Here is an 18,108-nt window from a genome sequence, read left to right on the forward strand (position 1 = left end):
CGTGCCGTCGAGACCACGCGTTCCCGGGCACCCGAACGGTCTTCTAAGTAACCCGGGGCACGGTCGCGCCCGCGTCGCCCGGCGCCCGGCGCCCGCGGTGGGGTAGCCTCGGCCACCCCGTACCCGGTAGTCAAGTTTGAGGAATGCGTGCTCCCCGAGATCTCCGGCCTCATCCACCACCACTCCGCCGTGTTCCTTCCCGCCGACCCGGCCCGCGGCGGCCGGATCGCCCTCTGGCGGACCGACGGCCAGGTGCCTGGCGCCCATGCCGGTACCGGTACCGGTGCCGGTGCAGGTGCAGGTGCCGGTGCAGGTGCAGGTGCAGGTGCAGGTGTCGGCGCTGGTGTCGGCGCTGGTGCTGGTGCTGGTGTCGGCGCTGGTGCCGGCGCCTCGTCCCGCGACGGCAGCTCGGAGGAGCTCACGGTCATCACCCCCGACCTGCGCCGGGCCACCGTGGTCGCACGCGTCCTGTCCGTGGACGAAGCCCTGCCCCTGCTCACCCGCGCCCGGTCCGCCGCGGCCGAGGCCGGGACCGCGGCAGCCGAAGCGGGGACCCTCGCAGCCCAGGCCGGGACCGCCGAAGCCCAGGCGGGGACGGCCGACCCGACCGACGGAACCGGCAGTTCCGCCACGGCGTTCTGGGGCGCCGCCACGCTGCTCGCCCTGCGCTTCGCCGCCCGCGGGCAGCTCCTGCCCGGGCTGAGCCCCGCCGGCTACGACGCCTGGCGGATCGGGCCGCTGGAGGCCGCCGACCTCGACGTGGTCCGGGAACTGGCCGCCGCCATGCCGCCCGCCGCCCACTGCGTGCCGCTGAACGCCGACGGGCCGCCCCGGCTGCCCGCGCCGGAGCCGCTGCTGCGGGCCTTCCTCGACGCGGTCGCCGACACCCTCCCCCGCTCCCCCGCCGCGCCCGCGGCCGCCGGTGGCCCCGCCTACGCCGACCTACCCCCGCAGCTCCACCCCGAGCTGCGCGGATGGGCCGCCGAGGTGGCCGCCGGCCATGACGCCGGGGTGCGGATCTCCCTGAGGATCGAGCTCGACCGGGTCCTCGACCCGGCCGCGGAAGAGCACCCCGAAGCCGCCCCCGCCTTCCGGGCCGTCCTGCAGATGCACAGCCTGGCCGACGCCGCCCTCGTCGCCGATGCCGCCGACGTCTGGGCCGGATCCGGTCCGGCCGCGGCCGCCTTCCCTCCCGGCGCCCGGATGGACGCCCTCCGCGCCCTGCGCCGCGCGTCCCGGCTGTGGCCCCCACTCGCCCCGCTGCTGGGCGCGGCCGTCCCGGACGCGGTCGAACTCGCCGACGAGGAGGTCACGGAGCTGCTCGGCGAAGCCGCAGCCGCCCTGGCCGCCGACGGGGTCCAGGTGCACTGGCCGCGCGGGCTCCGGCGGGACCTGAGCGCCCGGGCCGTCCTCGGCTCCCCCGGCGACACCACCGCGAGCGCACGCCCCTCCGGTCTGCTCGCCCCCGGCGCCCTGCTCTCCTTCAGCTGGCGCCACGCCCTCGGCGACCAGGGCGATCTCACCCGCGCCGAACTCGACCGTCTCGCCGAGGCGAAGCGCCCCCTGGTCCGGCTGCGCGACCAGTGGGTCCTGGTCGATCCCGCCGAGGCCCGCCGGGCCCGCGCCCGCCAGGACCGTAGGATCGCGGCCGCGGACGCGCTGGCCGCCGTACTCACCGGGTCGGCGGAGATCGACGGCAAGCGGGTCGGCGTAGAGGCCACCGGTCCGCTGGAAGGGCTGCGCGCGCGCCTCGCCACCGACCCGCAGGAGGCCGCCGACGCCCCGGCCGACGCCCCCGGCGTGCCGCCGGAGCTGCGGGCCACCCTGCGCGACTACCAGCTGCGCGGCCTGCGCTGGCTGGCCCGGATGACCTCGCTCGGCCTCGGCGCCTGCCTCGCCGACGACATGGGCCTCGGCAAGACCGTCACCCTCATCGCGCTCCACCTGCACCGCAACCGGCCCGGGAATCCCGGCACCGCCGGACCCACCCTGGTGGTGTGCCCGGCCTCGCTGCTGGGCAACTGGCAGCGGGAGATCGAGAAGTTCGCCCCCGGCACCCCCGTACGCCGCTTCCACGGCCCGGGCCGCAGCCTCGCCGGGCTCACGGGGCTCACGGGGCTCGCCGGGCTGACGGGGCACACGGGGGGATTCGTCCTCACCACCTACGGCACCATGCGCCTGCACGCGCCCGAACTCGCCGCCACCGGCTGGGGCATGGTCGTGGCGGACGAGGCCCAGCACGTCAAGAACCCGCGTTCCTCCACCGCCAAGGCCCTGCGTACCATCCCGGCACCGGCCCGCGTGGCCCTGACCGGCACCCCCGTCGAGAACGACCTCGCCGAGCTGTGGGCCATCCTCGACTGGACCACGCCCGGGATCCTCGGCCGCCTCGGCACCTTCCGGTCCCGCTACGCCGACCCCGTCGAGAGCGGCCGCGACCCGCAGGCCGCCGCCCGGCTGTCCGCGCTCGTCCGGCCGTTCCTGCTGCGCCGCAAGAAGTCCGACCCCGGCATCGCGCCCGAGCTGCCGCCCAAGACCGAGACCGACCACACCGTCGTCCTCAGCCGCGAACAGACCTCGCTCTACGAGGCGGTCGTACGCGAGACCCTCGCCGCGATCTCGGAGGCGGACGGGATGGAGCGGCGCGGTCTGGTGGTCAAGCTGCTGACCTCCCTCAAGCAGATCTGCAACCACCCGGCCCACTACCTGCGGGAGCACGGCCCGGCGGAACATGGCGCCAAGGAGGCCGGTGGCGATGCCAGCGGCGGTGGCGGTGGCGGTGGCGCCCGCTCCGGAAAGCTGGAGCTGCTCGACGAACTCCTCGACACGATCCTGGCCGAGGGTGGCTCGGTCCTCGTCTTCACCCAGTACGTGGCGATGGCCAGGATCCTGGAGAAGCACCTGCAGGCCCGCGGGATCAGCTCGCAGCTGCTGCACGGCGGGACGCCGGTGCCGCGCCGTGAGGAGCTCGTCGACCGTTTCCAGGCGGGCGAGGTCCCCGTCTTCCTGCTGTCCCTGAAGGCGGCGGGCACCGGGCTGAACCTCACCCGGGCCGGGCACGTCATCCACTTCGACCGCTGGTGGAACCCGGCCGTCGAGGAACAGGCCACCGACCGCGCCTACCGCATCGGCCAGACCCAGCCCGTACAGGTCCACCGGATCATCGCCGAGGGCACCGTCGAGGACCGGATCGCACAGCTCCTGGCCCGCAAACGCGCCCTAGCCGACGCCGTCCTCGCGGGCGGCGAGGGCGCGCTGACCGAACTGACCGATGCCGAACTGGCCGAACTCGTGGCGCTGCGCCCGACCGCGCGCGAGGAGTGAGCGATGAACGCCCGAGACCCGTACGAGAAGACCTTCCCGGCCGTGGCGCCCACCCGCGGCCGCGGCTTCGCCCACACCTGGTGGGGCCATGCCTGGCTGCGCGCCCTGGAGGGCAGCGCGCTCGACGGGACGCAGGTCAAGCAGGGTCGCCGGTACGCGCGCTCGGGCGCGCTCGGCGCGGTGTCGGTACGCCCCGGCGGGCTCACCGCGGTGGTGCGCGATCCGGACGGGACGGCGCACCGGACGGACGTGCTGGTGCAGGAGTTCACGGAAGCGGAATGGGACCGCCTGCTGGATCTGGCCGCCGCGGAGGCCGGGCACATCGCGGCGCTGCTCGACCGGGAGGTGCCGCCGGAGCTCGCCGAGGACGCGGCCGCGGCCGGGGTGGAGCTGCTGCCGGGCGTCGGGGACCTCGATCCGCGCTGCGACTGCGGCGAATGGGACCACTGCCCGCACACGGCCGCGCTCTGCTACCAGGTGGCCCGGCTGCTGGACCAGGACCCCTTCGTGCTGCTGCTCCTGCGGGGCCGGGGCGAGCGCCGGCTGGTGGACGAGCTGGCGCAGCGGAGCACGGCGGAAGCAGCAGGAGATGCTCCGCGAACGCCCGACGACGAGGGGGTCCCGGCGGCGGAGGTCTTCGCGGCGGGCGCCGTCCTTCCTGCCCTGCCCCCGGTGCCGGGGCTGCCACAGGCGCCGGGCCAGCCGCCGACGCTGGACACCGAGGTCGAACCGGAACCACATCTCGACGTGGACGCGGTGGAGTTCCTGGCACAGGCGGCCGCGGCCGAGGCCCACCGGCGGCTCGCGGAGGCGCTGGCTCCGGGACACGCCGACCGCGCCCCGGCGGCCCCGCTCACGCGCGCCGAAGACGCCGTACGACTCACAGCCGAGGCCCATGACTTCCGGGTCCGCTCCCGTCTGGCGGCGGCTACCGGACGCAGCCGGGCCGACATGGAACTGGCCGTACGCGCCTGGGGCTTCGGCGCGGCTCCGGGCCTCGCGGCGCTGGAGGACGACTGGACGCCGGACCGGAGCACCCTGGCCCGTGCCCGGACGGCCCTGGCCGCGGCGTGGGCGGACGGGGAGGCGCCGGTGCTCCGCCGGGTCCGCGCCCGCTGGACGGAGGCGAACACCGGCCGCCAGCTCCGGCTGGGCCGGGAGGGGCGCTGGTGGCCGTACCACCGCGAGGCGGGCCGGTGGATCCCGTCGGGGCCGTCTGCGCCGGACCCGGGCTCGGCGCTGGAGGCCGATCCCGCCCCGTGAGGTTTCGGCCCGCGCGGGCCGCGTACCGCCGGCGTCCTGGCCGACGTATGGCTTGCCGGGACCCGGTACCGGGACGACGATGGGGACGCTCCGCAGCTCGGTGACTCCGCAGCTCGGTAACTCCGTAACTCCGCAGCTCCGTAACTCCGCAGCTCGGTGGCTCCGTCGCTCCGCAGCTCCGTACCGCGGCACCACGGGAGGGTGACATGGGCGATCCGTCGGTGGCGCTGCCGGGCGGGGCCGATCCGGCCGCGCGCACGCGCGAACTACGGCGGGCCCATGCCGCGTTCACCCGGGACGGGCGGGTCGAGGACCCGGTCCGGGCGGTCATCGCGCGGTCCTGGCGGCGGTGCGCGCGGGCCCGGCTCAGCCCGGAGTGCGCACCCCGGGTGGAGCTCGCGGAGGCGGAGCTGCGCTCGTACCGCGAGGAGCATCCGCTGGCCCGGGTGATGCCGCTGTTCCGGGATCTCGTGGGGGCGTTCGCCGCGCACGGGGCTCATCTGCTGGCGGTGTGCGACGCACGGGGCAGCCTGCTGTGGGTGGAGGGCGAACCGGGCACCCTGCGGAGGGCCGAGGGCCTCGGCTTCGTCCCCGGTGCGCGTTGGGCGGAGTCGGCGATGGGGACCAACGCGCCCGGGACGGCGGTCGCGACGGGCGAGCCCGTGCAGGTCTTCGGGGCCGAACACTTCAGCCGCCGGGTGCACCCGTGGACCTGTGCGGCGGCCCCGGTGCGCGATCCCCGGACCGGCAGGCTGCTGGGCGCCGTGGACATCACCGGGGGCGACGGCCTGGCCCACCCGCACTCCCTCGGCTTCGTGCAGGCGGTGGCCCGGGCTGCGGAAGCCCAGCTGACCCTGCTCGAACCGGATCCACCGGCCGCCCGGGACACCCTCGCCGCCCTCGGCCAGGACGAGGCGGTGCTGGTCACCGCCGGCCGCAGGCTCCGGCTGGGGCGGCGGCACAGCGAGATCATGGCGCTGCTCGCGCACCATCCCGAGGGCTTGTCGGGTGAGGAGCTGGCGATCGCCCTGTACGAGGACGAGTCGGTGTCACCGGTGACATTACGCGCCGAGATCTCCCGGCTGCGCGCCCTGCTGGGGCCGTCGGCGCCGCTTTCGCGCCCGTATCGCACGGCCGGTCCACTGAACGCGGATTTCACCGCCCTGACGCGGCAGTTGGCCGCCGGGGCGGTGTCCGCGGCCCTCCACCACTACCCCGGCCCCCTGCTCCCGGCCTCCACCGCGCCCGGCATCGTCCGGCTGCGGCGCCGGATCGAGGACCAGGCGCGGGCGGCCGTGATCGCGCGGGCGGATGCCGGGCTGCTGACCGACTGGGTGTGCGGCCCGTGGGGTGCGGACGACCCGGAGGCGTGGCGGGCGCTGGCGGCGGCGCTGCCGCCGGAGCGCAGGCCGGCCGCGCTGGCCCGCGTACACGCCCTCGACCGGGAGCTCGGCGCGCGCCCGGGCCCGGACCCCGGTGGACGGCGGCGTGCAACGTATCCGCAACCTGCCCGCTCCTAGCCTCCACCCGAGCGCTGTCCGACGGCGGCCGGCGCCCGGCAAGGAGAGGACACCATGGCCCGCTACGCTGCGCCCGGTACCGAGGGGGCGCTCATGTCGTACGCGTCCCGCTACGACCACTTCATCGGCGGCGAGTACGCTCCGCCCGCCCGCGGCCGGTACTTCGAGAACCCCTCCCCGGTCAACGGCAAGGTCTTCACGGAGGTCGCCCGGGGCACGGCCGAGGACGTGGAGCGGGCGCTGGACGCGGCCCACGCGGCGGCGCCCGCGTGGGGGCGTACCTCGGTCACCGAGCGGTCGTCGATCCTGCTGCGCATCGCGGACCGGATGGAACAGAACCTGGAGGCCCTCGCGGTCGCGGAGACCTGGGAGAACGGCAAGCCGGTGCGGGAGACCCTGGCGGCCGACCTGCCCCTGGCCGTCGACCAGTTCCGGTACTTCGCGGGAGCGCTGCGCGCGCAGGAGGGCGCGCTGAGCCAGCTCGACGACGACACCGTCGCCTACCACTTCCACGAACCGCTGGGCGTGGTCGGGCAGATCATCCCGTGGAACTTCCCGATCCTGATGGCGGTGTGGAAGCTGGCCCCGGCGCTGGCGGCCGGGAACACGGTGGTGCTGAAGCCGGCCGAGCAGACGCCGGTGTCGGTGCACTACTGGCTGAGCCTGGTGGCGGACCTGCTGCCGCCGGGCGTGGTCAACATCGTCAACGGCTTCGGGGAGGAGGCGGGCAAGCCGCTCGCGTCCAGTCCTCGGGTGGCGAAGATCGCCTTCACCGGGGAGACCGCCACCGGCCGGCTGATCATGCAGTACGCGGCCGAGCACCTGAAGCCGGTCACCCTGGAACTCGGCGGCAAGAGCCCGAACCTCTTCTTCGACGACATCTGGTCGACGGACGACGACCTGCGCGACAAGGCCCTGGAGGGCTTCACCATGTTCGCCCTCAACCAGGGCGAGGTGTGCACGAGCCCGTCGCGCGCGCTGATCGAGCGGGGCCGGTACGGGGACTTCCTCGACGCGGCCGTGGCCCGCACCGAACTGATCGTGCCGGGGCACCCGCTGGACACGGACACGATGATCGGGGCGCAGGCCTCGGAGGAGCAGCTGAAGAAGGTCCTGTCGTACGTGGAGATCGGCCAGCGGGAGGGCGCGAAGATCCTGACGGGCGGCGAGCGCCGGCAACTGGAAGGCGATCTCGCGGGCGGCTTCTACGTCCAGCCGACCATCTTCGAGGGCGACAACCGCATGCGGATCTTCCAGGAGGAGATCTTCGGGCCGGTGGTGTCGGTGACGTCCTTCCAGGACTTCGACGACGCCGTACGGATCGCGAACGACACGGCGTACGGCCTGGGCGCGGGTGTCTGGACCCGGGACATCAACACCGCCTACCGCGCGGGCCGCGCGATCCAGGCGGGCCGCGTCTGGACGAACTGCTACCACGCCTACCCGGCCCACGCCGCCTTCGGCGGATACAAGCAGTCGGGCATCGGCCGCGAGACCCACAAGATGATGCTGGAGCACTACCAGCAGACGAAGAACATGCTGGTGTCGTACTCCCCCAAGAAGCTCGGCTTCTTCTAAAGATGGCGAGCATGTCGCCTGACGTGGCAGAGCGGGGTTTGTCGGCGCGGTGGCGCAGGACGGCGTAAAGCACGTCGCCGGTGAGGACGGGAGCCGGGCGGCCCGTGCCTGCCCTTGCGGGCGGTGGTGCCGCCGATGTCGCAGGAACGGGCGCGGCCCGAACATCCGGAATCTCCAGGAACCCGCGAAACGGCGGCTCCTCTTGCCGGATTACCGTCCCGCGTGTTCACACATCCGTACGTGGAGAAGTAACGCCTCCAGTGGCACGTTCTGTGACCCGGCGGCGGGCCGCCCGCTAGTCCCGCTGTGCGGGCCCGAAGGCGGGTGGCCTCTGGTCGTCCCCGGCAGGGCCGACGTCGCCGTTCTTCCACTCCGGGTCGTAGGCGCAGGGCACGCTGGCGCCGCCGGTGAAGTACTCCCGGTCCGGGTACCAGGTGAAGGACATCCGCTCGTCGCCGCCGGCCCGCTGGACGAACAACTCCCAGTCCCTGCCCTGCCCGCCCTCGCGGTAGGACGTGACCTTCCAGCCATTGTCCTTGAAGAACTGGTGCAGCCGGCGGAGGCCGGGGACCGCCTGGCTCGCCGGCACGTGGTCCAGTGCCCAGTTGTGGCTCATCGAGTAGGCGCCGTCGACGGTCGTGTCCTCCAGCCCCAGCAGTCCCCCGTCGTAGCAGAAACTGGAGCCGAACGTGTTCTCCGTGCTGACGCCGATGTCCTCGACTCCGGGTTCTATGGTGCGCTTGAATCCCATGACCTCGTAGGCCTTCTGGGAACGCTGGAGGGCGCGGTTCGCCATCTCCTCGGGTGCGACGCGACGGAAGTCCGTCGACCCCCATGAGCCCCATGCGAGCGTGACGACCAGAACGAGTACGCCGAGGAGCGCCGCGCCACCACATCCCAGGGTGCCGAGGAGGCAAGAGGAGGCCCTGGGCCGGCTCGAGTCAGGGGTGGCGGCGCTTGGCACGGTTTTGTCGGGCATGCGAGGACGCTATGCGAGCGGGATGCGCGGCGGATGGGTGCGGTTACCGGTCTCGGAGTGAGTACGCGTACTCACATGACCTGCGCTCGTACGCTCGAGGGGAGATGGCAGCACTGCAGACAGGCCCTGGGCTCCAGGCTGGGGTGGGCCGGCGGCAGCAGGCGCCGCAGCACCGGCTCTGCCGCCGCACCCCGCCCCCAGCCAGTACAGCTGCGCGTCGAGGCATTCCTCATGTGTGGGCGGTTTTGTTCGTCGCGGCGCCGTCTTCGTCCTGAGCCTCCGGCACAGCAGGCTGTTGCGGAGCGGGCGGGGTGCGGATCAGCAACGCGGCCAGCACGGCCAGGGCGCCGACCATGGCACCGATGCCGAATCCCCACCGGATGCCCGTGGCGAGGGCGCCGGTGGTGCCAGCGCCCTCGGCTGCTGCCGTGGCGGCCTGTCCCGACATGACACTGATGACCAGGGCGGTGCCGGCGGCGGCCGCGACCTGTTGGAGCGAGCCCAGGATGGCGGAGCCGTGGGGGTAGAGGTGCGGCGGCAGTACGGACAGGCCGGAGGTGAAGACGGGGGTGAAGATGAACGCCATGCCCGCACTCAGGGCCACGTGAAGGGCGAGCACCAGCCACGGCGAGGTCTGTTCGCCCGTGAGGGCGAACAGCGCGAGGCAAAGCGCTGTGAGTACGGCTCCGGGTACGACCAGGCGTGGTGCGCCGACTCGGTCGTAGAGCTTGCCGACCTGTGGTCCGAGCAGGCCCATGGTCACGCCGCCGGGGATGAGGAGCAGCCCGGTCTGCAGTGAGGTCAGGCCGCACACCTCCTGCAGATAGATCGGCAGCAGGATGAACGCACCCATGAGGGCCATGAAGGACAGGCACATCAGGCCGAGTGCCACGGAGAAGTGACGAAACGTCAGGGCGCGCAGGTCCAGCAGCGGTGCGGACGAGCGCTGCAGTGCCAGCTGTCGCCATACGAACAGGCCTACCAGTACGGCGCCGACCAGGGTCGTGGCCGCCGGGGGCACGGGGGCCTGGGCCGCGTTCCCGGCACCGAGCCCGCTCAGGCCGTAGACCAGGGCGCCGAAGCCCGCTGCCGCCAGGGGGACGGACAACCAGTCGATCGGACCGGCCTGCGGCTCGCCGATGTTGACCAGTTTGCGCCGACCGAATATGGCCATGGATCCGGCGATGGGAAGCACGGCCAAGAACAGCAGGCGCCATGAACCCAGCTGCAGCAGCACACCGGAGACGGCGGGGCCGAGGGCGGGTGCGACGGAGATGACGAGGGTGATGTTGCCCATGACACGGCCGCGGTCGTGCGGGGGCACGAGGGTCATCAACGTCGTCATGAGCAGCGGCATCATGACGGCGGTGCCGCTGGCCTGGATGACGCGGGCGGCCAGCAGTACGGGGAAGGCGGGCGCGGCCGCGGCCAGAGCCGTGCCGGCGAGGAACAGTGCCATGGCGAGGCCGAAGGCGGTTCGGGTCGTCACGCGCTGGAGGAACCACCCCGTCACCGGGATGACGACAGCCATGGTGAGCATGAAGGCCGTGGACAGCCACCCTGCGGCTGCCGCGGTGACCTCGAAATCGCGCATGAGCCGCGGGATCGCGTTGACCATGATCGTCTCGTTGAGGAGGACGACGAACGTGGACAGCACGAGAATCCGCAGCACGGCGGTGACGCGGGCGGGCGAGAGGGTGGGCGTTGCGTGTGGCGCGGGCATGGTGCCTTCCGTCATGTGAGCGTCCTCCGCACGTGAGTAGGTCACACTGACAGACCGCGGCGCCGGGAAGAACTCATCGGTGTTCCCCGATCCTGTCGGTGCCGCCGCCCGGGCTCAAACCATTTTGCCGTCCCGGAACGGCCAGGACATGGCTTCTGGAGCAGGCCGGCGCCGAGCTCCAGCACGACTGGCAGCAAGTGCACCCCTCCTTCCGGGCGCCTGGACCGGGGTCTTCCGCCGCGCCGCCTCCCCCCATGCGGCCCCCGCCGCAGCACTCGCGGCCACGTGCCACAAGGCCGCCCTCGAAAGCCGCTGGAAGATCTGCATGCGCTCCCTCGCAGGCCCGAAGCTTTTGATCACCGCCGAGCTCGGCGATAGGCGTCCCCGAACGCGCCGGTGGCACACGCTCCACGGCCGGGCCCTGTACACGTCGACGCCTCCCGGTGGCGTACGCCGTCGTCGACGCACAGCGACGAGAGTCCGGCACCCGGTTCCCCGCCGGGCGGGGAACCAGGCTCATCCGTCGTTCAGTCGCAGCAGTCGCAGCAGCACTTGCACGGATTACAGCAACCACCGCCACCGCAGCAGCCGTCACCCGAGCCTCCGCCGGAACCACCAGAGCCACTGGACCCATGACCGCCGCCCGAACCGCCGGAGGACCCACCCGGGTTGCCGCCGCCCTGGCCGCCGAACCAGCCGTCGCTCCCGGAGCCATCCCTGCCGGAACCATCCCGGCTCGAGCCGCCGTTGCGGTTGCCGTCGCCGAACTGCAGGGGCTCTCCCTCATCCTGGCCGTCGTCTCCGTTGCAGCGGCAGCATGTGGAACACAACCTGCAATCGCCGCACAACCGGCCCCACTCGCGACACCGCCGACACTGCCCCTCCGACGGCCGGCCCGACGCCATCACCCCACCCTCCGGGACCGCGCCCGCAAGCTCCCCTACGCCGCAGGCCGTGCCCGTGCCGGTCCCCGAGGGCGTTTCCGTCTCCGCACGGCGTCCCAGCCAGGGCAGCATGCGCCGGCCCCGCACCTGGCGGCGGTGCTGATGGTGACGATGCCGAGGGTCGAAGACTCGATCGACGGCACGCTCCAACTCGCCGCCCAGAAGCGCCCGCACCAGCCGCGCGTCGACGAATACGGCGTCGGACAGGGCGAGTCGGATTCCACGGACGGCGTCGTCGCAGAGCCGGCGCACCTCGGCGTGGTCCGCGCCGGTCACGGCGATGGGGTTCCACGCGCCGGACGCCTCGTCCGCGTCCAGGTCCTCCACCGCGTCCAGCAGATGCGCCAGCCGGCCGAACAGGCGGCCGGCTTCCGCCAGCGGTTCGGCGTTGCCCGGGCGGTCCGTGAGCACTGCGGTGTACGCGAAGGCGGCTGCGGTCGCCGTCTCCGCGGGCTCCGTGACCGTCAGCAGCGAGCCACCGGGGCCGGTCGACCGCTCGACGTCCGGCTGGCGCTCGACCGCCCCGAGCAGCAGCGCGGTGTCGAAGCCGAGTCGTTCGCCGCCTGCGACGCCCGCACGGTCCCAGTTGTGGGCGATCCGGCGCGCCGCCAGCGCCACCGGGCGGCGCCCCACCAAGCCGTCGCCATCGGCCACATGGTCACGCATCTTCGCCGCGGCCAGCACCAGCGACACCGTCGCCGCCAGCCGCGCACCCTCACCCTGTGCCACGTCCGCCGACCGCATCCCGCGCAGCGGGCACGGACCGGCACCCCGCCGCCCGTCCCCGGTACGCTCCGACTGCGCTTCGGTCAGCACCGAAACGATCAGGCCATCGTAGTTGGTGGCCACCCTCGCGAACTGCCCGTACTCGCTGCGCAAAGCCAGGCACAGCCCGCACAGATGCGCCATCCACTCGGTACGCAAGCCCTCGCCCAGGCGATGACGGCATGGCCTGATGATTCCGAACACCGAAGTTCTCCCCCGTAGGAACAGCTACCCGGACGCATCCGGTCGGACGGCTCACGGACGCAAGACTGCACATGAGCATGACCCTGCGTGACGTCAACCGCATGTGACATCAACGCGCGGCCGACATTTTAGACGGCCTCTTCCGAGGGGGTCTGCGGAGTCGAGTACGACAGCGTCCGAGGTCGTTGCGTGACGAACGACCAGGAACGCCCTTGCAACAGCCTTCCGGACGCGATCGACGACGAAGACGTGGCATGCCCAGTCACTCCGCGCCGCGCTCCGTGGGGTTTGATGTACTTCGGTCGATCAGCGTTCTCGGTAGCGTGATCATCTACGGCATGGAGTGACCATGCGCCGGGCTGGTCTGTACGAGGATTCCGGCGGAGAGCAATGAGGCTGCGATGAGTGAACTGACGAAGCCCGAGATCGAACTTCCGGGGGGTGATGCTCCCCAGGAGCTGACCATCCGGGACCTCGTCGTCGGGGACGGGCCTGAGGCGAAGCCGGGCAGGGTGGTCCGGGTTCACTACGTCGGGGTCACCTTCGAGTCCGGAATGGAGTTCGACGCCTCCTGGGACCGGGGCCAGCCGTTCAAGTTCGCCGTGGGTGGTGGCAGAGTCATCAAGGGCTGGGACCGGGGAATCAGGGGGATGAAGGTCGGCGGTCGGCGCGAGATCATCGTCCCCCCGCGCCTCGGCTACGGCAACCAGTCCCCCTCGCCGTTGATCCCGGCGGGTTCCACGCTCGTCTTCGTGGTGGACCTGCTCTCCGTAGTCTGAGAAAGGCCGGATTCTCCCCGGCCTCTCTGCCGGAACGAAGGCCGGGCAGGCCCTTGCCCCCCCTCCATGGTTCCGGAGTTCTGCCGAACTCTGCGCACGTCACCTCCGGCGGATACAAGCAGTCGGGCGGCGGACGCGAGACCCACACGATGATGCTGGAGCACTGGGGACGTACGTGCGCGGTCCGGCAACGCAGCAAGGTGCCGTGCCGGGCGTCGCAACCCGGTGAACCTTGCCGGACACAGCACTTGAGTCATTCAGGGCCTGGGGCACCGTCAGGGGGCGGCCAGCCCGCGCCGGGTGCCACGGCCCGGCGGCCGAGGGCGGCGGCAGCCGTGACGCCGACCACGACTCCTGTGGCCTCCGCGACCTGGGCGGCGTGCGGTGCCAGTGCCGCGGTCGCGCAGAGCAGCGCGGCGAAGGGGCCGAGGAGAAACAGGACGCTGCGTCCGCCGGGCGCGAGGACTCGCGCGACCGTGTGGCGTGCCAGGGGCAGGGTTCCTGCAAGGAGGGCCGCGAGCGCGGCCAGGAGCAGCGGGAACCCTGCCGAGGCGGCGATCAGCGCCGTCATACACAGCGTCCCTACCGCTGCGTAGCCGGCCGTCATCGTCAACCGGAAGGCGGCGGAGGTGGTGATCCCATACGGGGTGGGGCGCAGGCCCAGGACGATCCCGGACGTTCGCAGACCGCCGCGCAGGTCGGTGTCCAAGTCCTTGACGTCTCCCCCCGCCACGTCGAACGCGGTGACCACCAGAGCGAGGGCCGCCGTGGTGGCCACATGGGCGACCGTCGGAGCGGGCGTGAACGCGAGCAGCGGCGCGGCGACACTCATGCCCCACAGCAGGTCGGACACCGGGGTGGGAACGGACGAGCGCTTCTGCCGGATGTTGCCCCAGATGGTGAGGGCGAGTGAGCCCCAGAGGAGCGCGGGGTGCTCGCTGGGCAGGGCGAGGACGGCGAGGGCGAAGATCACCCCCAGCAGAAGGGACAGGGCGACGGCGTGCCGGACCGGTACGCGTCCCGATGTCAGGGGCCGGTTCGCGCGTCTGGGGTCGCGGGCATCGAGTTCCCTGTCGGCAACATCGTTGCTGACACAGCTGAGACCGTGCAGGGCGAGACCCGCCCCGAACCAGGCGTACGCCGTCACCGACGACCCGGTGGGGGATACCGCGGCGCCCAGCAGGAAGGGCGCGGACAGCAGCGGCAGGCACTCCAGCCTCACCAAGCCTGTGTAGTCCCACAGCCATCCGGCGATCCGCAACCTGCCACGGCCTGAAGCGGCCGCGGCCGCCATGGCGGGTTCAGGCGGCGGCCCCGCGCCGCTCACGAGGCGTCCCACGCGCCCTGGTCACCCCGCGTGTCCCGCCCGCCCGGCACTGTGGTCGGGGTCGGCGCGTCGTCGAGCGCGTCCAGCGACTTCTGAAGCATGTCCCTGGCCTGTTCGGCCCCGGCCGCAGTGAGCACGGAAGCGGCGATAGGCGTCCCCCGGACAACCCGGACCGTACTGAGCGGGCGCGGCACCAACTGCCCCTGGAACTCCCAGGCCCGGTCCGCTCGTATCCGCAGCGGGGCGACGGCCCTGCCCGTGTCCTGGGCGAGCGCCACCAGCGAAGTCCGCACCCTGCCGTCGCGGCGCCCGCCGTCCGTGAAGATCCCCACCGGCCCCGTTCGCTCCTTGAGGAAATCCCGGAGCTGTTCGTAGGGAGTGCGGCGTCCTCCACGACCGATGCGAAAGACGTCCAGTCCTGATGCCAGGGCGGGCAGCGCAGCTGCGTATCCCCCGAGGGTGTTGTCATTCACCCACGCGAAATGACGAAATGCCCGAGCCGCGAAAACCCCCGGGATCAGATCCGAATGCGGTGTGTAATACAGAATCGGATCGCCGGGCAATGCTTCCCGCGGCGCCCGTACGGTCGGGCGGAAAAGCCCTATGCAGACGGTGTAGTAGATGCCGTAGGAATGGCCGAGTAGCCGGGTGCGCAAGGGCGGCTCGACGTGGTCACCCCAGATCAGCATGGGCGCCCGGTCCTTTCTCTGCTCTGGCAAGCTGTTCTGCGGCCCGCTCCGCCCACGTATTGACCATACCCAGGACGACGCCGGCGTCGGCCCGGGAGAGCGAGGCACGGGCACGCTCCAGACAGCGCAGCGCGAGTCGCAGCACCGCTGCCGCCCCGCCGCTCAGGTACAGCGCGTCGAGGGCGTCGTCCGCCGTGTACGAGGCGAAGGGCGAGAGCAGGGGGTCGGTGGGGCCCAAGGCGCCGATGGCGAGAGAGGCGGGGAGGGTGACGTTGTGGTGCTGCCAGTCCTCTCGCAGGTCCTGCAGGTCGTCGAGCAGTTGGAGCCCGGAGCACAGGTCGGTGACCGCCCGCGACAGGTCGGTGATGTAGGCGGTCCGGCGACACCGACTCGCCGCGACGACCAGAGCCAGGAGCCCGGGGGCGGCTTTCTCGCCCAGGCGGAACACGTCGTCGGCGCTGTAGCCGTGGTCGGGCTGCTCGTTGTGCGCGATGTCGCGCAGCAGGGCTTCGGCGTAGGCAGCCGTGCCCGCGCCGTGGGACAGCAGGAAGTGCGCACTGTCGGTGCCCAGCCGTGCCCCGCACGTCAAGTAGAGGTTGAGTGCGGTGTCCATGAGAACTGCCTGCCTGGGGGAAAGCCCTCCACAATCGACGAGTTGGTCGTGAAGGACGTAGTACAGGTGTCCCAGCCCGAAGACCGTGGCGACCTCCTCCAGCCAGCTCCCGTCCGTCTCCCCCCACTCCATGGCCTGGGCGAGCGGCATGTAGAAGAAGCCGGACTCGAGGCCGAACACCTTGCGAGGAAGCTCGCGGACCGTCGCATCGAGGGACGGTACGGTTCGGATGATCTCGATGCGGACGCGCTCAACGACGGTCTCCCAGGGCACGGCGGATCGTGCCTCGGTCAGGGAAGGCATCAGGCGATCTGCTCCTGCTCGTGGGAGGGAAGGGTCACCAGGCTGCGGGTCAGCGGAAGCCATGCGACGGTGAGGGCGGCAACGACGGTCACCGCGACGGGTGCCCACAGGAAGCACGCCGCCATCAACGCAAGGAAGTTCAGTCCGAGGTACAGCTCACGGCCCTTCGGGTCGACGGGCCGACCTTGGCGTACCAGCGTCCACAGCGAGTGTCCGGCCATGCCTTGGAGGGCGCACACCACGACCGTTGCCGCCGCCCGTTGCCCGGCCGGGGACGGCGCGGTCAGCACCAGCGCGAGGAGGAAGGCGGCGGACGCGGTCATCAGGAGGCAGAGCAGAGTCAGGTATGAGGGCGTGGGTACGAGCAGCCTCGCGTCCGTCAGCCGTACTCCCAAGCGGAGGGCGGTCGTGTCGTCGCCCACCGCCCGGTCGTGTTCAAGGTCCTTGAGGTTGCCGGCGACGACGTTGAGCAGAACCATGTGGAGGCCGAAGACAACGGCGACCAGCCCTGCGGCCGTGGAATCCCCCGGGGTAGCCACAGCAAGGCACAGGATGGCCGGGGCTCCCATGTTCACGCCGAACAGGGCGTCCATGGCGAGTGGATGGGCGACTCTGCGCTTCTGGTACACGTTGGAGAGTGTGATGGCGGCGAACAGTGCGGTCGTGCCGGCGGCGAAGGACCATCGGGGCTCGTCCACGACCTGGGCGAGGGCCGTCAGCACGACTGCCGCGGCCAGTTGGACGACCAGCGCCGTGCGCGCGCCCCGGACGCCGATGGCGCCACTGACCAGGACGCTCGCGCGGCGCGCCGGATTCCGCCGGTCGGACTCCAAGTCGGCGAGGTCGTTGACCGTGCATCCATAGGTGTGGCTGAGCAGTCCAAGGGCCGATACGGTCACCAGCAGGGCGACGGAGGCGTCTCCCCCCGTGGTCACCAGAATTCCGAGGGGGTAGACGAATGCCGCCGCGCCCGCGGCGTGGATCCGGGTCAGTCGGCTGTATCGCCGCAGACCGGAATCACTTTTCACCAAGTGACGCCTTCGCCGGCGCGCGGTTCGAGGAGACGCCGACGTTCTCGCGTGCTTTCCGCCGTCTCCTCCGTACGCCAGTCCTGCCTGATCGATCCCACGAGTTCGTCGAACAATGCACGATCTTCGGCTGTCGTAGAACGCACCTGATGCACGCCGTCCCCCTTCACCCATGCCGGAAGCTTCATACAGTGTGACCGCGTGAAGGAAAGGTGTCCAGCCTTACCCAAAGCTTCGGATCGCGGAAGACTGAGGAGCGCGCGATGACACAGGGCGCCCGCCGGAAAGACCTCGCACGTTCCCGGAAAACGATCAGAACCGGACGCGGAACCATGGAATTCCATGAACGCGTGTTCGGTGCGGAAATCCTTCTTCGCGAAGGCCCGATTCTGGACGTCGGCGCCGGTGACTCCCCTTTCGGGCGCGCGCGGCTCGATGTCGTGCGAGTCGACCCCGCGTACTCCGACGAGCCGCCCGCGGGAGAACGAGCCGTCGCTGCGCTCGGGCAGGCCCTGCCCTTCCGACGACCGCACGTTCTCCGTCGTGCTGGGGAGCTTCGTCGCGCAGCACGTCCGGGACGTCGAGGAGTTGGTGTCCGAGCTGCTCAGGGTGGTCCGGCCGGCAGGGGTGCTCGCCCTGCACCCGGTCTGGAGGCCGTCCGTGGGGCGGCGTGCCGCCTCCGCACTCGGCCCCCACGCTCAACTGTTCACCGGCGCCGAGGACCCCGCTGCGGGTCCCCGGGACTCCATGGACACACGCCGGACGCCTCTGTGGACGCTACCGACGCTGATGGTCCACCGACCGGCCAACGGGACGCCGGGGGAACTCGGCCATGTCGCACGGGTGATCGGCCGCAGCGCCATGCTCGTCCCGCCTGCCGTCGTCGCCGTCCCGGCACGCTGGGGCATGCAGGCCCTCGTCCGTGTCCGGGGAACCACTCGTCTCGCCCTCCCCGGCAGCCGGTGCACCAGCCGCTAGTCTTCTGAGTCTTGAATTCTGTGTAGATGTGTAGGCTTGGTCTATGGCGGGGATGGGGCGGCCGAAGGCCGAGTTGACGTTGTCGGACGAG

General features: G+C 71.9%; 14 protein-coding genes. 6 read left to right on the top strand and 8 right to left on the bottom strand.

Going from position 1 to position 18,108, the window contains the following annotated elements; all coding sequences use genetic code 11:
* Positions 1-147: 147 nt before the first annotated feature.
* The 4 genes from ACFY04_RS19225 to ACFY04_RS19240 all read left to right on the top strand — a co-directional run bounded on the left by ACFY04_RS19225 (position 148) and on the right by ACFY04_RS19240 (position 7,685).
* Positions 148-3,324 (top strand): DEAD/DEAH box helicase, encoded by a 3,177-nt coding sequence (locus ACFY04_RS19225; protein ID WP_389118124.1) that lies wholly within the window; start codon positions 148-150, stop codon positions 3,322-3,324.
* 3 nt (positions 3,325-3,327) lie between these two features.
* Positions 3,328-4,587, top strand: a complete 1,260-nt coding sequence (locus tag ACFY04_RS19230) for an SWF or SNF family helicase (protein ID WP_389118126.1) — start codon at positions 3,328-3,330, stop codon at positions 4,585-4,587.
* Between the two features lie 206 nt (positions 4,588-4,793).
* The gene (locus ACFY04_RS19235; RefSeq protein ID WP_389118127.1) at positions 4,794-6,107 is read left to right on the top strand and encodes a GAF domain-containing protein; all 1,314 of its coding nucleotides are present in this window, start codon (positions 4,794-4,796) and stop codon (positions 6,105-6,107) included.
* A 54-nt stretch (positions 6,108-6,161) separates the two neighbouring features.
* A complete protein-coding gene (locus tag ACFY04_RS19240) occupies positions 6,162-7,685 on the top strand; it encodes an aldehyde dehydrogenase family protein (RefSeq protein WP_389118128.1) in 1,524 nt (507 codons plus the stop codon).
* Between the two features lie 295 nt (positions 7,686-7,980).
* Here ACFY04_RS19240 and ACFY04_RS19245 read toward each other — a convergent pair whose 3' ends face one another.
* The 3 genes from ACFY04_RS19245 to ACFY04_RS19255 form a co-directional block, all read right to left on the bottom strand.
* Complete coding sequence (locus ACFY04_RS19245; RefSeq protein WP_389118129.1) at positions 7,981-8,481, bottom strand: hypothetical protein; 501 nt, start codon at positions 8,479-8,481, stop codon at positions 7,981-7,983.
* A 412-nt stretch (positions 8,482-8,893) separates the two neighbouring features.
* A complete protein-coding gene (locus ACFY04_RS19250; protein WP_389118130.1) occupies positions 8,894-10,402 on the bottom strand; it encodes a DHA2 family efflux MFS transporter permease subunit in 1,509 nt (502 codons plus the stop codon).
* Positions 10,403-10,914: 512 nt separating this feature from the next.
* Positions 10,915-12,300: a DUF5685 family protein gene (locus ACFY04_RS19255; RefSeq protein WP_389118132.1), complete on the bottom strand. Its 1,386-nt coding sequence runs from the start codon at positions 12,298-12,300 to the stop codon at positions 10,915-10,917.
* A 401-nt stretch (positions 12,301-12,701) separates the two neighbouring features.
* On the opposite strand from ACFY04_RS19255, the gene ACFY04_RS19260 reads away from it, so the two are divergent.
* Positions 12,702-13,079: an FKBP-type peptidyl-prolyl cis-trans isomerase gene (locus ACFY04_RS19260; protein ID WP_389118134.1), complete on the top strand. Its 378-nt coding sequence runs from the start codon at positions 12,702-12,704 to the stop codon at positions 13,077-13,079.
* A gap of 253 nt (positions 13,080-13,332) precedes the next feature.
* Here the strand turns inward: ACFY04_RS19260 and ACFY04_RS19265 are convergent, their stop codons facing one another.
* From ACFY04_RS19265 to ACFY04_RS19285, 5 genes are all read right to left on the bottom strand, one after another.
* On the bottom strand, positions 13,333-14,301 hold the full coding sequence (locus tag ACFY04_RS19265; RefSeq protein WP_389118136.1) for a UbiA prenyltransferase family protein: 969 nt from the start codon (positions 14,299-14,301) through the stop codon (positions 13,333-13,335).
* 101 nt (positions 14,302-14,402) lie between these two features.
* Positions 14,403-15,095 (bottom strand): hypothetical protein, encoded by a 693-nt coding sequence (locus ACFY04_RS19270; protein ID WP_389118138.1) that lies wholly within the window; start codon positions 15,093-15,095, stop codon positions 14,403-14,405.
* The gene (locus ACFY04_RS19275; RefSeq protein WP_389118140.1) at positions 15,079-16,011 is read right to left on the bottom strand and encodes a hypothetical protein; all 933 of its coding nucleotides are present in this window, start codon (positions 16,009-16,011) and stop codon (positions 15,079-15,081) included. The genes ACFY04_RS19270 and ACFY04_RS19275 overlap by 17 nt, the downstream gene beginning before the upstream one ends.
* The gene (locus ACFY04_RS19280; protein WP_389118141.1) at positions 16,011-17,039 is read right to left on the bottom strand and encodes a UbiA family prenyltransferase; all 1,029 of its coding nucleotides are present in this window, start codon (positions 17,037-17,039) and stop codon (positions 16,011-16,013) included. The genes ACFY04_RS19275 and ACFY04_RS19280 overlap by 1 nt, the downstream gene beginning before the upstream one ends.
* Positions 17,036-17,572, bottom strand: coding sequence for a hypothetical protein (locus ACFY04_RS19285; RefSeq protein ID WP_389118143.1), 537 nt, complete (start codon positions 17,570-17,572; stop codon positions 17,036-17,038). Before ACFY04_RS19285 ends, ACFY04_RS19280 begins: the two co-directional genes overlap by 4 nt.
* Positions 17,573-17,582: 10 nt before the next feature.
* On the opposite strand from ACFY04_RS19285, the gene ACFY04_RS19290 reads away from it, so the two are divergent.
* Complete coding sequence (locus tag ACFY04_RS19290) at positions 17,583-18,017, top strand: hypothetical protein (RefSeq protein WP_389118144.1); 435 nt, start codon at positions 17,583-17,585, stop codon at positions 18,015-18,017.
* Positions 18,018-18,108: the final 91 nt, after the last annotated feature.

Source organism: Streptomyces sp. NPDC001549, from assembly GCF_042894025.1.
Lineage (GTDB): Bacteria > Actinomycetota > Actinomycetes > Streptomycetales > Streptomycetaceae > Streptomyces > Streptomyces kutzneri.

Excerpts from the sequence above, each read along its gene's own strand:
- ACFY04_RS19245 (WP_389118129.1), bottom strand. The coding sequence starts at position 8,481 with ATGGCGAACCGCGCCCTCCAGCGTTCCCAGAAGGCCTACGAGGTCATG.
- ACFY04_RS19240 (WP_389118128.1), top strand. The coding sequence starts at position 6,162 with ATGGCCCGCTACGCTGCGCCCGGTACCGAGGGGGCGCTCATGTCGTAC.
- ACFY04_RS19250 (WP_389118130.1), bottom strand. The coding sequence starts at position 10,402 with ATGACGGAAGGCACCATGCCCGCGCCACACGCAACGCCCACCCTCTCG.
- ACFY04_RS19275 (WP_389118140.1), bottom strand. The coding sequence starts at position 16,011 with ATGCCTTCCCTGACCGAGGCACGATCCGCCGTGCCCTGGGAGACCGTC.
- ACFY04_RS19260 (WP_389118134.1), top strand. The coding sequence starts at position 12,702 with ATGAGTGAACTGACGAAGCCCGAGATCGAACTTCCGGGGGGTGATGCT.
- ACFY04_RS19270 (WP_389118138.1), bottom strand. The coding sequence starts at position 15,095 with ATGCTGATCTGGGGTGACCACGTCGAGCCGCCCTTGCGCACCCGGCTA.
- ACFY04_RS19235 (WP_389118127.1), top strand. The coding sequence starts at position 4,794 with ATGGGCGATCCGTCGGTGGCGCTGCCGGGCGGGGCCGATCCGGCCGCG.
- ACFY04_RS19230 (WP_389118126.1), top strand. The coding sequence starts at position 3,328 with ATGAACGCCCGAGACCCGTACGAGAAGACCTTCCCGGCCGTGGCGCCC.